Consider the following 16815-nt stretch of genomic DNA (forward strand, 5'->3'; position numbering starts at 1 on the left):
GTTTGTTTTTAGAATGTAACGTCTATACCGAAAGTCAGCAAGCGGCTGAATGGGAATGTCGTATTACCTCCTTCACCATTTTCCGGGTCATAACCATCTTTGATTTTTGTCCATTCCCACAAGTCATCACCAGAGAAGTAGACTCTTAGTTTGTTGAGGCCGGCTTTGGCAATCCATTGCTTAGGCAGTGAGTAACCTACAACGAGAGATTTCAAACGTATATATCTGTTTTTCTGTACACTGGCATCAATATTATTATAGTTGAACTTGTTGAAGTTTTGATTACGGGACAGGATCGGATATTCAGCATTCGTATGATCGGGTGCCCATGTTTTCCCCATGAATGTATAATTCTGTCTTACGTAGTTTACGACAAACGGTGCATACACACTTCCACCTCTTAAAATAACCTGTTTGCCAACTCCCTGGAAGAAAGCGGAAACATCAATACCTTTCCATTCTAAACCGGCTTTAAATCCGAATGTCAGACGCGGAGATGTTTCACCTGCATAGTAAATGTCTTTGTTTGTAATGGCACCGTCACCATCCAAATCTACGTACCTGCGAGCTCCCGGGCGAAGACGTTCCAGATTGGTTTCTGACGGAGCCGGAAGAATATTACCGGCTTTAGGACCTGTATGATCTGCATTCCAATAAAACATTTCATAAAATGCATCCACTTCTTCCTGAGTTTGGAAAAGACCGTCTGTCTGATAAACATAAATCGCATTCAACGGTTTGCCGACTAAACGTTTTGAGTTATAACCTGGCTGAGGTATTTCTTCATTATTGGGCAATGTGAGGAGTTTTGTCCAGGCGTCGGAAAGAGAACCGCCGATATTGTATTTCACTTGCCCGATCTGGTCATTCCAATTCAAGGCTATTTCCCAACCTTTGGCACGTAATTTTCCGTCATTCAACTTCGGTGCTCCGGCGCCCAGCACTGCCGGATAGGATGTTGTGATAAACATACCGTCATTGGTCTTTATAAAATATTCCATTGTAGCTCTCAGCCGGTTGTTGAGGACTGCTACGTCCATACCGATATTATGGCTGTTTAGAGTTTCCCAGGTACGGTCGGCAGAACGCATACCATCTACCCAAAGTGAAGTATGCTGTGTAGGGGTGATTCCGAAAAGAGCTGTTCCCGTCTTGATTTCTGAGAAACGTTCGTAATTGCTGATTCCTTCTACACTGCCTGTTTTACCGTAGTTATAACGGACTTTTAAATCGCTCAGCCAGGGAATATCTTTCAGGAAGTTCTCACGTGAGAGTCTCCAGAATCCGGAAACAGAATAGAAATTCTGCCAACGCTGTGATTTGTCCAGTTTGGAAGAACCGTCCCGGCGCCCTAATACTTCGACTGAATATTTGTCATCATAGATATAGTTCAGACGTCCCATATAGGATACGAATCCCCAGGAACCCTGTCCGCCTTCTGCTGTGTTATTGTCGCCTGTAATCCACACATTTAAGTCCGTTAAACCGGAGCCCGGATACATGGGCCCCATGTTGCGTGCAGCAACTACTTTCTTGGATGTTTCTTGTTCAGCAGTCATACCGATCATGGCGGAAATACTGTGTATATTTGCAAATGTCCGTTCATAATTGGCAAAGCCACCCAAAGTAACATTTTCCCATTTTTCGACGCTTTCGTTTAACGAACCCGGACCGTTTTTGCTACCGTTTACCGTACCGATCCAATCATAATAGGTTACCTCATTCTTTACCTCTGTCTTATTCCTTTGTGCCAACTTGTAGTTGCCGGATGCTACCAGGGATAATCCTTTTACCCATTTCGACAAATCAAGTGTGATCTTCATGTCTCCACGGAAGGTAGTCAGTGAATTGTCGATACGACCACCATACAGAAGACCTCCGATCGGATTACGGCTACCACTGAATGTATCATAAGGATCACCATTCATATTGAGTATAGGCCAGAGCCAAGGGTCCATCCAGCCGGTACCTACATCGGTAGAGGGGGTGGAAATATCACGCTTTTCATAAGCCATGCTCGTGGAGAATTTTAACAGTTCATTGGCTTGGTAATCAGCATTCAGGCGTGCACTATATTTCTTTTCGCCATCGTCCGCCACTTTTAGTTGTGACTGGCTGTCTGAAAAACCCAATGAAGCGTAATAATTGAATTTGTCATCTGCTCCGGAAATTGTTACCGTATGTTTATGCGAAGTGGCCTGACCATACAGGTAATCTTCCATATAAACATTGGGATCCCAGCGTTTGATTTTACTTCCATCCGCTATTGTAACCACTTTTCCTGCTCTGAGTGCATCAAACAGGTTTGAACCACCATACGACATGATTGCACCTGTATTGGGATCGATAATCGTCGGATCATCTTCCCACTTGCCTGTTTCCGGATTCCAGGCAGTAGCTTTTCCACCACCAAGAATCCAATAATTTACATTTTGATAGGTCTGGCGTGGATCTAGCATTCCCGGAGTACCGTAATTGGCATCCCAGTATTGTGCTTCAAAGAACATGTCCAGCCATTGTCTGTTATCGGTGAGGGGAGGCTGAATACCATTTGTAGTACGGCTGATAGAACCGCTATAAGCTATTTGCGCCTTACCTTTCTTACCGCGTTTAGTCGTTACCAGCACGACTCCTGCCGCTGAACGGGCACCGTAGATAGCAGCGGAAGCATCTTTCAGAACGGAGATATTCTCAATGTCATTAGGGTTCATAGCATTCAGTTCGTCCAAAGAACCGGACATACCATCAATGATGATCAGCGGACTGGAGTTACCGTTGATGGATATATCACCACGTATTTTCATGGCTGCATTTTCACTACCTGGACGGCTGGAAGTACGGGTGATCACCAAACCCGGAACTTCACCCTGCAAGGCAACTGTAGCATTGGAGATACCTTTGTTGGCAAACGCTTCTTCACCTTTAATCTGGGTAATAGCGGAGGTTAATGATGCCTTTTTCTGTGTTCCATAACCCACGACCACTACTTCGTCCAATAATTCAGAATCTTCCTGTAGTGTGACATTGATAGTAGTTTTATTTGTTATAGGAATTTCCTGAGTTTTGTAGCCGACGAAGGAAACAACCAATGTGCCTTTGGCATTATTTAAAATGAAATTACCGTCTATATCGGTTATTACACCATTCGTTGTACCTTTTATGGTAACGTTTGCACCAATAACAGGCTCTCCGGTGTTATCAATGACTGTACCACGTATGGTCCGTCCGTCTTGTTGTACTTCCTGCGTAATTTGTACGGCTGCATTGATATTATCTGTGAGAGATAACGTCGTCAGGCATAGAGCTGCCGCAAATATAAATTTCTTTCTCATATCATAAAATTTAATGTTTTCAGTATTAGATTTATTTTTCCGGGCTGAACACATTCACCTCGGAAATCATCACGAAATTGCTTGAACCTTTATCACTTTCAGCAAAAGAAACTTTGACATAACGGGCTGTAGCAGGTGATGGGAAACGGAATAATTGAGGGGTATCTGTATTCGGATCAAATGAATAATGTCCTTGTTCTTCCCAACCCCAGCTGTCCGGTTTATTTTTATCTACAGCTGCTGCATTGGAACAAGTGTAGAAAGTTTGTCCCTTATGAGTTCCGTTGTTTCCAAGACGTCTTCTGATGTCCATATGACTGATCTGGTAATCCTTTCCCATGTCAATAATAAAGAAGTGCGGATAAGCTGATGACGTTTTCCATGCAGTGTGCCAGAAAGTGGCGGGATCATTATCAAGCATGGTTATTACACGTCCGTTAACGGCGCCTTCACCTACCGTTTCTTGCGAACTATAACCAATTGTGCCATCGTTGGAGGAATCATTGTAATCAGGAAATTTCCAATCTGCTTTGGGTAATTTCTCCATAGTGCCTACCGCTACTTCGAAGGGGAACACTTCGGAAGCATTCTCTTCCGCATCTTGTGTAGTGACATTGATAACACAATCTTCACCCGAGAAGTAATTCACTGTTTCGTAAGTAAGAGGTACAAAACGTTTCTCCTTACTGCCGGCAGCAGCCAAAATTTTGGTACTTCCGGTTTTCGAAGGTGTACTTTTCGAATAATAGTCGAGCACTACATAAACCGGAGCTACTGATTCGTTATTCCAGCTTACGTTTACCCCTCCCGGTTGAGTTTCGATTTCTACGGTTTCGGCCACTACGGCAAAAGCAGGTGTATCAGGTTCGGCTGTTACTTCTACAGCACCTTTGTTGTTACCTTTGACGGAGCAGGAAAAGATGGAGAATGTAACCGGATCTGTATTGGCAAAACCACTGACTGTTGCTTTGGCAACCCCATTGTCTGCATTTTCCTTAGAAATGAGCTGGTATTTTTTCTCACCTTTCGAAGTTGTGTATTCTATTTTAGTATACATAAAACTTTCATTAGTAGGATTGGTCCATGTCAGGTACACTTCACCGGGGCCGGCTTCTGTTTTCACATTTGTAACTTTCTCCGGAGCTGCATTGTTAACTGAAATTCTACCTTCCACATCATCTCCACAGGAGCTGAATATGGCAGATAAAGAGAATAAAATCACCGTAGAGAAAAGGGCTTTCCTTAACGGAAACTTTAGAAAATCTTTCTTCATAAACTATAAATTTAAAATTAACACTATTGTATATTATCTAATTAGATACATTGCTTGATGAATTCGCGTATCTCTCTGCGGCTGACGAATAGGTGATTCTCGACCGTACGGGGGGAAATGCTTAATTCAGTGGATATTTCGGAGATTGACTTTTCATCAAAACGACTCATTACATATATTTTTTTGCGTTGAGCGGTGAGAGTTTCCAATTTATGTCTCTCCAGAAGGGATAGTTCTTTGGCGATTACATGGCTTTCCGTTTCGTTCGTATAAGTAACTGCATGATCGTACAGATAAGAAGTAATTTCTTGTTTCTTATAGTAGCGGCGCAGATAATCGGTTAGTAAATTACGGGCTATCGTGAAAATGAAGAATTTCACAGTATCCGGACGAAGCATTTGTTTATAGTCAATAAGACGCAGAAATACATCCTGAGATAAGTCCTTTGCTGTTTCCCAATTATTAATCCTATAATTAATATAAGAACATACCGAATTATAATGTTCTTTGTAGGAACTGGTGATGAGGCAGGGCGATGTTACTTTTATGTCTTCCATGCTTTCGATTTTTGGTTTCACATTTTTCTGTTTATAGTATTTCTTTTGTCAAGAAGTACAATGCAAAAATAGATAACTGTAAACAGAGTAAAAACTAAAAAAACATGGAATCTGTATCAAACTTATGGAAGATACTATTTGAATATAATACTATTGATTATCAGGTTGATATGTCGGTATCACAAATGAGTGATACCGACCGGAAATAGAAAGGAGAGTTATTCTTTATCGTATTGCTGAATATATTCGTTGGGGGTTGTACCTGTAAACTTCTTGAAGGCACGGAAAAAAGAAGCTTTTGACTTGAAACCGCATTTCTCGGCTAAGGTTACCAGCGTATATTTTTTATGTTGTCCTTCACTGATGGCCTGCTTAAATTTCTCAACACGGTAACTATTGACGAAATCGTAATATCCCATTTTGAGATAGTGGGTGAATACAGCGGACAGGAGGTAAGTGGGATAGCCAATGGCGGCAGCAACATCTGATTGTTTTAAATCGACATTCAGATAGGGCTGCTGATCCTGCATATATTTCTTTAATGTATGAATGACGTCTCCGGCTTCTTCATCACTTAGTTTCACGTAGCTTTCAGTAGATGATGCCGGAATCTTAGTTTCTGGCTGGTCGAGATTTACCGATTCAACCGGTGTCGTAGCACTCACTATAGTTTTTCTTTTTCTGAATACGAAGATGAATATTGCTATCAGCAAGATTCCTGTAATAGTAGCGTAAGTTAACCATGACCGATCTTGCTTGATGCTGAATGACACACGGTTAACGGATTCCAGATCTAGAAATTTACGAATCTGAAAAACATAGTTGCCCGCCGGCAGATTAAAATAAGAAACCTTATCTTCATTTGCCAGTTCTATCCAGATAGAATCTTTTCCTTCCAGCATATACTCATATTTAATGAGTTCCGGACTTTCATATCCTAAGGATGTAAACCGGAAAGTTATGGTATTTTCATTGGATTTTAGTTTAATAACAGAATCGGCACTTAGTTTATAATCATTGGCATACAGTTTACCATTTACCTGCATTTCCGTAATTCGTATTGGTGAGGGAGTAAACTCTGCTAATGGATTTACCATAAAAAGCCCTTTTATGCCACATACCCATAATAACCCGTTCTTGTCTTTTGAGATGGGCGGCCCTGCATTGGCGGCAAGATCATTTATAGCTGGAAAGAAAGTAAAACGATCCAGTTTCTCATTGACCCGCAGTAGACCATCCCATTGTCCCAGCCAATAATATCCCTGATCGTCTTGTACGATACTGGGGCAAATCGGTGAGAGATACCGGAAATGATTTAATGATTTATCGGATATGAAAAGACGGTTGTTTAGCTGGCCAAAAAAGAGTGTACCATCTCTTCCTTCATATATATAACGGATAGCTTCTTTTCTGAAAGCTTCGGGCAGAATATTTTGGGTACATTTACCTGTGCTATCCAGAATGGCCAATCCTTTATCTGTACCCACCCAAAAGCGTTTGGATGAATCCTGATAAATGCCGTATACAATATTACCTGGCATATTACTGTTCGATGCATTGTATTCTTTTACAGTTTGAGTTTGTTTGTCATAAGAATAGAGGCCGTCGGAAGTTGCCAGCCATAATTTATTGTTTTCATCTTCCAGAAACATGAAGATATCATTCGATACGCAGGTACGTGTCAGAGGTGTTTCATTGAATGTGCCTGTCCGAGGATCAAAAGCAGATAGACCACCGGCACAGGTCCCGATTAAAATCTCACCTCCATATTCATAAAAAGAGAATATGAGATTGGAACGCAGTTTACCACTCTTGTCATTCTGAACATTTACATAGTGTATTTTTTCGTTCTGTTCGTTTACGTAATAGAAACCTTCGCGTGTGCCGATGAAGCGATAGTCTTTTGTGGAGAGATGGCTGCGTATCGAGATGTCTTTTGATTTGAAGAGTCCTTTGTCGTATCGCCTGAAAGCCTCGTTTCTTTTTCTTAATAAATTCAGTCCCAGATAATAGCCTGTTCCGCACCATACATCTCCTTGGGATAGTAATATAAAAGATATATTATTGGACAGGAGATCTTGTCCCGGTTCTGTTCCGCAAATGGCAGAGTATATGCTTTTCCCATTGGTCAGTGACAGCAGGTAAATGCCTTGTCCGGAAGTGGCAACTCCTAAAATCCCTTTTTCATAAGTGAGGTTTGTTACTGGAACTTTAATGTCGTTCCAATAAGGAGCAAACGTTTGATGCAGTAGGTCAAAAGTTAAAAGACCTCCTTTTTCCGTACCGATATATAATTTATCTTTTACTTTAATGAAACATTTGAATTGTCCGCAAGAGGAGAGGGAGGAAGAATATTGCTTAAGTGCTCCGGATTTGGCATCACAAAGAACAATTCCATTGGTAGTCAGTAGCCAGACAGAATTAGGACTTTGTACTACGATATCCAGAATCCGATTATTTATGGAAAGAATGTTTTTTTCGTTGATCATGATATGCCGTAATTCTTTCCCGTCATAAATATAGAGACCGTTCACTGTTCCTATGTAAAGCCGATTCTCTTCATCTTTTGCTAATTTCTGAACAGAGAAATTTATTTCTTTGGCAAACATTCGCTCTAAAGTGAAATTATTGTGATTCATGTGCCAAAGTCCTTGCACTGTACCTACCCAAAAATCATGTTTGTGGTTTTCTATGAGTGCATTAACCAAAAAAGGGGAAGGGGTTATTCCTTCTTGCTTTTCCGTAAAATGATAGGGTAAGGTGTATTGTCCGTTTATTCGTTCAACGGTAAGCCCCGTACCGATCCAGATGAATCCATCTGAATCTTTATAAATGCAGTTGACACGAGTGTCTTCAAATTTGCATGTCGTTCCTTCGTTTCCGATACTATATATTGTGTAATTAGCATCTGACGCGAAGATATGGAATACTCCAATAAAAAATATTAAGAAGACTAATATGTGTTTTCTTAAGGCCATAGGCATTTTTTTTCTTTGTGGTATGCAAATTTAGTAAAAAAATGTATCTGTTAATGTCTATAAATGAAAAATATCTGTTTGAGGAGGTTATGTAGTTCTTGCGGTCTACCTAAATGAGCATAAAAAAAACAGAGTAGTTTCGAAAATTTGAAACTACCCTGTTTTTTTATCAATCCTAATATGGAATTATTCGCGATACAGCATTAATGTTCCCCAACCCAATTGGTCGAAAGCGCCACTGTTTGTGCCGTAACGGCTTCCACCGTCCACACCACCTTCGGGACGCATTTTGTCAGCAGCCATCTTGGCGTACTTGTAGCCACTGCCCAACTTCTTCACTTTGGCGTAGTGATTGAAGAGAATTTCCCATCCCGGACGGAGGTTGCCACGGCCATTATCATCAGCTACGGCTGTATGTATGGCACCGTGGTTCTTGTCGGCGCAACTGCAATCAACGCAATATTCATAGCGGTTGAACGGCATCTGCTCTTTGGTTGCTAGCCAGGAACCGGCAGCATTCAGTTGGTCAGAGCCATTACGTAGATTGAAGAGAGCAGTATATTCACCCATTTTCATTATTGCGTTATCTTTTGCAGCAAAGAAGTCGAGTTGGGTCACTGTTGGATTACACTGTAAGAGGGTGTAGGCCATTTGACAAAGATTAGCTGTTACAGCTATTGACATCATGGCGTGTCCCTGGTCACGGCCGCTCTCCTGGTTTTGGGCTATCTCTTCACCGCTACCCAGAGGATCGGAGAAGGTGCCCTGAATGAGTTTGCCAATATATCCGTTACCTGCTCCATTGTAGAAGTAGTTCACTATATAGTTCACCATTTCGTCGTCTTCATTCAGGATACCGATAGCAAGGTATGAACACATATTTACCAAATCCCAATTAGACCAATAGTGATCGCTGCAAGTACCTTGATGACGTTTCATGAAGTCAAGGTTTTTAGGAGCAAATACATCTTTCATCCATTTCTTAAAAGCTGTCACATCATTGGCCGCCCAACCGGCATAAGTTTGCATGATTTCACCTGCATTCGCAAAGGTATAACCTTGTGCACCTGCGGCAAGCATGTGGTTGGAATCATTTGAAGTAACTTCTTTGCAAACCTTCACCCAGGCATTCAGAATTTTGATGGAAGTATCGGCGTACTTCGTATCACCTGTCAATTTCCACAATAATGATAACTGATAGGCAGCGGCGGCATCACGCATCGCATTGCTGTAGTTTTCATTCGTCCCTGTTCCCGTAGCATCACCACGCACTATCTTTTCGGTAGGTGAAGGGGTGTAAGTAACATTTGTAAACTGACTGCTCTTCAGCAGATTGAATTCATCCTTTACTGCCTGTGGTGCGCTTCCGTTATCGAGCATTGTCTTCACACGTGTAAAGTCGGCCTCGTTGAACATGGCGCAAGGATGAGTATAGGTGTATTTGGCGACCACTTCTTCATAAGGCATCTCCCAACTGTCGATATCTGTCGTTCCGTCTTCGATTTCACTGGAACAGGCTGTGAAGCCTGTTATCAGTGAGAGACCTAATGCGAATATTAAATTCTTTTTCATTGTGAGTATTCTTTAGAGTTATATTTTAGTTTCCGGCTGATATTTCAGCTTCAGCAAAGGCTTTTGCTTCGGCTATGCTCTTGAATGTGCGAATCCAGTAAACCGTATATTGACCGGTAGGCAGGTTCTCATTGTAAATGTCTGCCACCTTGATCTGGAAAGTATTGGCTTCTACCACACCATTGCCTAATGCCGCATTAATTGATGGTATATCATAATATATCAGATTCGTACCGTCACTCAGAAGCTCTCCAACGTGAGCTTTACCGGCATTTCCGGACTTAGTCACCATGTCCAGTGTGTAAGCACCACCTTGCCCGATTCCTTTTCCGCCGACAGGCAGTGTGGAACGCATGGCAAGTATCGGATAGTTGGAGAAATCAAGGTTTATGGGGACATTTTTGAAACTCAAGTCCGCACGTCTCATAGTAGCGTTTTGAGCACCGGCTGTAACCACCATTTTACCATTTTCTATCACATAGCTTGAATAATTCTGTCCGATTTTCCAGCCATCGAAATTATTCTGGCCATCCCAAATGACCCAACCGCTTTCTACGGTTACAGATACGGAAGCCGTCTGACCTGTTGCCTTACAAGTTGCCGTAATAGTAGCAGTTCCGAAACCCTTCGGTGTTACAATACCCAAATCTACCGTAGCAATGTTTTCGTCACTTGAAGTCCAGTCTACTGAACCTGTGGTAGCGTTGGCCGGTGTGTAAGCAACATCCAGCTGAACCGGGCCGCGAGAGATACAAAGCGGTTCTGTCAAAGCAGAGATAGAGACACTTTCTACCGGAATGTACTCTTTGATATTCAGCTCATAAGAAGCAGATACACCACTACGGTCGTGTGTGTAAGCTGTAATGATTGCCTTGCCCGGTGTCAGACAGTTTACCAGGCCATTTTCTGATACTGTAGCGATGCTTGGGTTACTGCTTGCCCATGTCAGATAAGAGTAGGTATGATTAGCCGGAAGGATGGATGCCTCCAACTGAATTCGGTCTGTCTCATAAATATCTTCTCCTTCTTTCGGATTGACCAACGTCATATCGGTAGCTTTTATGATTTCGGGTATTACATTGACCGTCACTGAGGCTGATGGACCGAAACCTATAGCGGGAGTCACACTAATGATGGCCGTACCTTCGGCTATACCGGTAATAGTACCTTGCTGCGAAACTTTGGCGACAGTTTCATCGGTTGACTTCCAGATAATGGAACGATCTTCCAGTTCTTCGGGAGCATCAATCGCAAAAACAATAGTAGAGTCCATGCCAATGGCAAGCGGCAGGTTTTCACTGACTTTAAACGTGATGCCGTTAATCAGTTTGGCTTCGGGCATGGCAGGAGTAAATTCTTGATCCTTATCACATGCAGTCAGAGTCATGCAGGCCGCCAGCATCCCAATGGATGCCCGGCTCAAGCCTTGATATATAGAATTTCTATTCTTCATGTTGTTATCTTCTTTTTATGAATGAAAAACATTGATTTATTCTCCCCAACCCGGGTTCTGTTTCAGGTTCGGGTTCAACTGCAACTGGTCGGTAGGTAATGGGTAAAGATAGTGCTTATCTTCCCATTTACGTCCTGACTCCAGGATGATGAAACCGTCGCTGTTTCTTTCATTGGTAACGCCCGGCCATTTGTTCTGGAACTCTGTACCTGTCCATCTGATACCCAGGAAATCTTGCGGCATTTCCGTTTCAGCTGTCTTCCAACGTTTCAGGTCGTCTATACGGAAACCTTCGTTGAATAATTCAATGGTACGTTCGCGGCGAATTTCAGTTCTCATATCCAGATCGTGAGTGCTGGCAAATGCATTGGTTAGTTTAGGCATTTTGGCGTTGATGCGGCAACGAACCAAGTTGAGAGATAGATTCAGATCCTCGTCAGAGATAGCTCCATCCCGTTCGAATACGGCTTCTGCATAGTTCAACAGAACTTCTGCGTAGCGGATGATGGGGTAGTCGTAGCTTTCATAGGTATCGTTCACATAGCGTTCGCAAGCCCACTTCTGATTGTTATAACCACTTCCTCCGGTAGGTACCAATCCTTTGATGGAAGCTGAGGCGCGGTCAACGGCATCACCTGTCCAGTTAACGCGTGAATTCAGGTTACTCCAAAAATATTCATAAGGTTTGCAGAGGGTATAAATCATACGGTTATCTCTGTTCAGATATTCGTCCAAAATCTTCAGGTCTCCTTTATATACTTCCGATTTTTCAATGGGGAGTCCATCCTGGCAGAGATACATTGCAGCAAATTTGTGAGAGATCATTTGGGCATTTGCCAAACACTCTTTTGTGATATTTACACCGATAGGAGCCAACGCTTCGTCATGACGGCGGGAGAAAATATACTCCGTATTGGCGCTTTTCTGTAATCCGGCAGGGTTACACTTCGTATCTTCCAGGATAAACATATACTTCTGTGCACTGTCGCCTAAGATAGCAGGTGCAAACAGTGAGAAGTTTTTAGTGTTGATCACTTCCTTTGCTGCATTTGCCGCAATGTCCAACAAGTCTTTGCCACGAGCTGTGTTACCACGGAACTTTTGCCATGTGCCTTCGTAGAGTGCTACACGGGAAAGCATTGCCCAGGCGCCTTCGCGACCTACACGTCCTTTTTCCACTGTGGAAGTGACGGGAAGTAATTCGGCGGCATCTTTCAGATCCTGAATGATGAGGTCGGCTACTTCGCTGCGGTCGTTGCGTGCTGCTTGCATTTCGGGAGCAGTAACATCAATCGGTGTAGTGACTACTATGACATTTCCAAAAAGCTGTAACAGGTCAAAGTAGCAGTAAGCGCGGAAAAACTTGGCTTCACCGATATATTGTGCGATGTCACTCTGATTTGCAAAACTCTCTGCTTTCTGTAAGAGGATATTTGTACGGCGAATGCGATTGTAAGCATCGGTGTAGTTGCCGTCGGAAGCCGGTATGCTGTTGGTTCCGTTAGCAAATACATTTTTACTGCCTTTATCCATGATAAGGTCAGAACGCTTATCGGAGTGGGGGGCATCGTAGACGCTGTTTTTAAAATCGCGTGTCCAGCCATAGAACTGATTGGAGAATAACTTGAAGTCTGTAGCAGTCTGCCAATAGTTACCATCGGCAATCTGGTCTTTCGGATCCAGGTCGAGACAGGAATGTAACATACATCCTATTGCCAGTATCAAAATAGATTTAATTGTATATTTTTTCATTTTTGTCTTCAATTAAAAGGTTAAATTCAATCCAAAAGTTACAGTGCGCAGGAAAGGATATCGCTTGGAGTTGTCCACTTTACGATTTGCTTCCGGATCCCATCCATCATTAATTTTGCTGTGTTCCCACAAATCGCTACCTGTTACATATACGCGCGCCTTACTTAATATTTTTGTTTTGGCAAGCAGAGAAGCCGGAAGTGAATAACCCAGAGTTACATTTTTCAAGCGCAAATATGCTCCGTCTTCTACCGACCATGAAGAGCATTGGTAGTTGTAGTTGTTAAGTTCGGACTGGTTGGTCAGCGCAGGGAAGAATGCACCCGGATTATCCGGAGACCATGTGTTGCCTATGTGCTGATCGCTCGTGTTCAGATAAACGGCACGCATCGGAATCCTCCATGTACTTTCCTCACGCCAGATAGTACGTTTGCCTGCTCCCTGGAAAACGATGGCAAGGTCAAAACCATTCCACTCCAGACCTGCATTGATAGAGAATTGTACTTTAGGATCGTCTGTACCCAGATATACCAAATCTTCTTCTGTCAGTTTGCCATCTTTATTCACATCTTCGAACATGTTATCGCCAAGGCGCAGATTGTTGAGTGTACCGATGGTACTGGTGTTTTTGTACTTATCCACATACTTTTTCAGTTGTTCTTCTGTCTGGATCTTGCCACAGTAACGGAGACCGAATACAGAATTCAGAGGATATCCTTCACGGTCGGAGCGTACACCTGCTTTGATGGCTCCACTGCCACCGTTATCCACTAATTCGTTGGTGGTGTAGGTAAAAGTACCGCCGATATGATAGTTTACTTTTCCAATCTTATCCGACCAGTTGATCATACCTTCCCAACCGTGTGCCTTGAATGCACCGTAGTTTGCCGTGGGAGCTTTGTCACCCAGAATACCCGGGTAGATTACGTCGATCAACATATTGTCACTCTTCTTCCAGAAGATTTCTGCCGTACCCGTCAGGCGGTTGCGCAAGAATCCGAAATCAAGACCAATATTGTAGTTATGGATGCGTTCCCATGTACGGTCGGTACTCGGCAACTTACCGTTAGTATCTACATAAGAGATTTTTCCATTACCTATCAATGCACCGCCACTGGGGGTGAAGTTGTATAACTGTGCACCGTCATAGCGGTCAACGCCACTCTGATTACCTACGCTACCGTAAGAAGCTCTCAGCTTTAGTTCGTCTACAAATGACAGGTTCTTCATGAATGCTTCTTCTGAAATTCTCCATCCGGCAGAAGTACCCCAATAGAATACCCAACGGTTTTCGGGCTGGAATTTGGAAGAACCGTCGTAACGTCCCTGTGCTTCCAACATGTATTTAGAACGATAATTGTAGTTGATACGACCAAAGTAAGACATTACTGCCTCTTGCCATTTGGTTGATTTGTCGTCACCGTTCTTCAGGTAAACAACATCTTTTGTGCTATTAGGAATTTCCAATGAGGGCAGTATACCTTCTGTATAGAGGAAAGTGCCTTCATACTCTTTTAGGTTATATTGCGACCCCACCATCACTTTTACATCGTGAACATCGGCAAAGATATGCGACCAGTCGATGTGTCCGGACAATGAGTAAAAGTCGGTACGTGAATTGGATTTGGAATACGAGCTCTTGTCTTCGGTCGGATTGCTACGAACCACGCGGTCACCTGCATAGTTATACCAATCAATAGCTTTACTTTGTTTATCACGGATGGCTGTCGATGTATTATAACCGGCCGTTACTGAAGCAGTCAGATCTTTCAGGATGGAGTATCTGAATGTCTCGCTGATGTTGATAGCAGATACTTTCAGTTTGTTGTCACCACCCAATTCACAATACCAGTTGGGTGCGCCCCATGTTCCCCATGCATAAGGCTTGCCATTAGCAGTAGCAGATGGGAAACCCGGTTGCTGTGAGTTGGTGGTCAGTGCCGAACCAATCTGTGTAGGTGCCACTTGATCCTGACGGTTGTAGGCTATCACTGACTCAATAGAAGCGCGGTTGGACAGTTTAAAGGTATTTGTCAAGCGCAGGTTATAACGATTATTATTGTTGTTACCCCACTTCAAGTTACTGTCATCATACATATAGCCTAAAGACAAACGGTATTTTGAGGCATCCGAACCACCAGCTATAGCAAGTTCGTGTTGCGTGGAAGCAGCTGTTCCCCACATGATATCCTGCCAGTTGGTATCGAAAAATACAAAGTCTGCTACGTCTGTGAAGGCATTACCAAAGGGATTTGTTGTATGGTCAAGATTGATATACTGATTTTTATACGCCAATGCTAGTTTTGCATAACGCATCCAGGTATCATCGTCACCGTAACCGTCATTGGTACGTGCATCTATCACGGAGGAAGCCCATTGTTCCAGACTCATCAGATGAGGAGACAGACCGATAAACTTACTTGTTACCGAACCGCTATAGTCTACCTGCACTTTGCCTGCCTGGGCTTTCTTGGTAGTTACCAATACTACACCACCAGCAGCTTTGCTACCGTAGATGGAAGCTGAAGCATCTTTCAAGAAGTTGATAGACTCAATATCAGAGGGATTCAACAAACGCAATTCGTTTACGCTTTCATATTCCACGCCGTCGATAATGACTAATGGACTGGTAGTGTTTTTTGAAACTGCACCGCGCAGACTCATATTCCAGCTTTCATCGCCCGGGGCTGTAGAATTACGCGTGATAATGACACCGGGAACCTGTCCTTGCAATGCCTGTACAGGACTGGACATTGTTCCTTTATTCTCTAACATCTTCTGATTCACCACTGTTACCGAACCGGTCATTGTAGCTTTTTTTTGTGTGCCGTAACCCACAACTACCACTTCGTCCAGCATTTCCGAATCTTCTGCTAGAACCACTTTCAGATTGGTTTCATTTCCTTTTACCACAATCTCCTGTGACTTATAGCCTATAAATGAAACCACTAAAGTACCTTTTGCATTACTCAGACTGAAATTACCGTCAATGTCGGTAATGCAACCGTTCGTGGTGCCTTTCACCATAACGTTGGCACCAATGATGGGTTCACCGGTAGCATCCACTACGGTACCTTTTACTGTACCGGCCTGCATAATGGCTTGTACCTCATTTACATTGGCAAAAGCCTGCTGCGGGCTACCTACACAGAGCGCAGATGCCATTGCTGCTGAGAATAAAATTCTTTTCGATGAGAATTTCAGAAATTCATTCTTCATAATTTATAAATTTAAAATTAACACTATTATTTCTATTGTACTCTAATTAGATACATTGTTTCATATATTCACGTATTTCTTTCCGGCTGATAAACAAATGGTTTTCGACCGTACGGCGTGAAAGGTTCAATTTGGCGGAAATTTCCGATGAGGATTTATCTTCAAAACGGCTCATGATATAAATCTTTCTGCGTTGTTCCGGAAGAGTGCGCAATTTGCGCTTCTCACAAGCCAGTAAATCATTGGCAACAATCTGGTTTTCCGTTTCATTGGTACAGGTCGTTGCATGATCATATATATAAGATGTTATTTCTTGCTTCTTATAGTGACGGCGCAGGTAATCGTTCACCAGATTGCGGGATATGGTGTAAATGAAAAACTTTACGGTATCCGGACGGAGCATTTGCTTATAGTCCATTAAACGCAGAAATACATCTTGGGCTATGTCTTCAGCTTCCTCTTTATTGTTTATCCTATAACATATATAGAGATAGACGGAGCGGTGGTAACTCGTATAAGAGTCAGCTATCAATTGAACGGATGTCATCTTTTTGTTTTCCATGCTTCAGACTTTGGTTACGTTTTACGTTAGCTTTACGATTGCAAATATAAAAGGTAAAAAACGGAAAACAATTTTTTATAGTGCTTAACAAATCTCATCTCATTAACTTAGACTGAA

Annotated in this window: 9 protein-coding genes; all 9 read right to left on the bottom strand. The window is 42.6% G+C overall.

All coding sequences use genetic code 11. From position 1 onward, the window contains the following. Positions 1-8: 8 nt before the first annotated feature. The 9 genes from K429_RS0121320 to K429_RS0121365 all read right to left on the bottom strand — a co-directional run bounded on the left by K429_RS0121320 (position 9) and on the right by K429_RS0121365 (position 16698). Positions 9-3332, bottom strand: coding sequence for a TonB-dependent receptor (locus tag K429_RS0121320; RefSeq protein WP_022393590.1), 3324 nt, complete (start codon positions 3330-3332; stop codon positions 9-11). A gap of 31 nt (positions 3333-3363) precedes the next feature. After that, positions 3364-4605 carry a DUF4959 domain-containing protein gene (locus K429_RS0121325; RefSeq protein WP_007212183.1) on the bottom strand — a complete coding sequence of 414 codons (1242 nt, stop codon included), beginning with the start codon at positions 4603-4605 and terminating at the stop codon, positions 3364-3366. A gap of 41 nt (positions 4606-4646) precedes the next feature. Further along, positions 4647-5162: a sigma-70 family RNA polymerase sigma factor gene (locus K429_RS0121330; RefSeq protein WP_007212184.1), complete on the bottom strand. Its 516-nt coding sequence runs from the start codon at positions 5160-5162 to the stop codon at positions 4647-4649. 218 nt (positions 5163-5380) lie between these two features. Beyond that, a complete protein-coding gene (locus K429_RS0121340) occupies positions 5381-8140 on the bottom strand; it encodes a two-component regulator propeller domain-containing protein (protein ID WP_029327971.1) in 2760 nt (919 codons plus the stop codon). 186 nt (positions 8141-8326) lie between these two features. After that, positions 8327-9712: an alginate lyase family protein gene (locus tag K429_RS0121345; RefSeq protein ID WP_029327972.1), complete on the bottom strand. Its 1386-nt coding sequence runs from the start codon at positions 9710-9712 to the stop codon at positions 8327-8329. A 25-nt stretch (positions 9713-9737) separates the two neighbouring features. After that, entirely contained in the window at positions 9738-11165 is a 1428-nt protein-coding gene (locus K429_RS0121350; RefSeq protein ID WP_029327973.1) for an Ig-like domain-containing protein, read from the bottom strand. Positions 11166-11201: 36 nt separating this feature from the next. After that, positions 11202-12917: a RagB/SusD family nutrient uptake outer membrane protein gene (locus K429_RS0121355; protein WP_022210559.1), complete on the bottom strand. Its 1716-nt coding sequence runs from the start codon at positions 12915-12917 to the stop codon at positions 11202-11204. A 12-nt stretch (positions 12918-12929) separates the two neighbouring features. Next, positions 12930-16136, bottom strand: coding sequence for a TonB-dependent receptor (locus tag K429_RS0121360; protein WP_029327974.1), 3207 nt, complete (start codon positions 16134-16136; stop codon positions 12930-12932). A 46-nt stretch (positions 16137-16182) separates the two neighbouring features. Next, entirely contained in the window at positions 16183-16698 is a 516-nt protein-coding gene (locus K429_RS0121365) for a sigma-70 family RNA polymerase sigma factor (protein ID WP_007212192.1), read from the bottom strand. Positions 16699-16815 lie beyond the last annotated feature (117 nt).

The organism is Bacteroides sp. 14(A), assembly GCF_000526555.1.
Classification (GTDB): Bacteria; Bacteroidota; Bacteroidia; order Bacteroidales; family Bacteroidaceae; genus Bacteroides; species Bacteroides cellulosilyticus.

Bases quoted from the DNA above. Each gene is read 5' to 3' on its own strand.
- K429_RS0121320 (WP_022393590.1), bottom strand. From the start codon at position 3,332: ATGAGAAAGAAATTTATATTTGCGGCAGCTCTATGCCTGACGACGTTA.
- K429_RS0121350 (WP_029327973.1), bottom strand. From the start codon at position 11,165: ATGAAGAATAGAAATTCTATATATCAAGGCTTGAGCCGGGCATCCATT.
- K429_RS0121360 (WP_029327974.1), bottom strand. From the start codon at position 16,136: ATGAAGAATGAATTTCTGAAATTCTCATCGAAAAGAATTTTATTCTCA.
- K429_RS0121330 (WP_007212184.1), bottom strand. From the start codon at position 5,162: ATGGAAGACATAAAAGTAACATCGCCCTGCCTCATCACCAGTTCCTAC.
- K429_RS0121365 (WP_007212192.1), bottom strand. From the start codon at position 16,698: ATGGAAAACAAAAAGATGACATCCGTTCAATTGATAGCTGACTCTTAT.
- K429_RS0121325 (WP_007212183.1), bottom strand. From the start codon at position 4,605: ATGAAGAAAGATTTTCTAAAGTTTCCGTTAAGGAAAGCCCTTTTCTCT.
- K429_RS0121345 (WP_029327972.1), bottom strand. From the start codon at position 9,712: ATGAAAAAGAATTTAATATTCGCATTAGGTCTCTCACTGATAACAGGC.
- K429_RS0121340 (WP_029327971.1), bottom strand. From the start codon at position 8,140: ATGGCCTTAAGAAAACACATATTAGTCTTCTTAATATTTTTTATTGGA.
- K429_RS0121355 (WP_022210559.1), bottom strand. From the start codon at position 12,917: ATGAAAAAATATACAATTAAATCTATTTTGATACTGGCAATAGGATGT.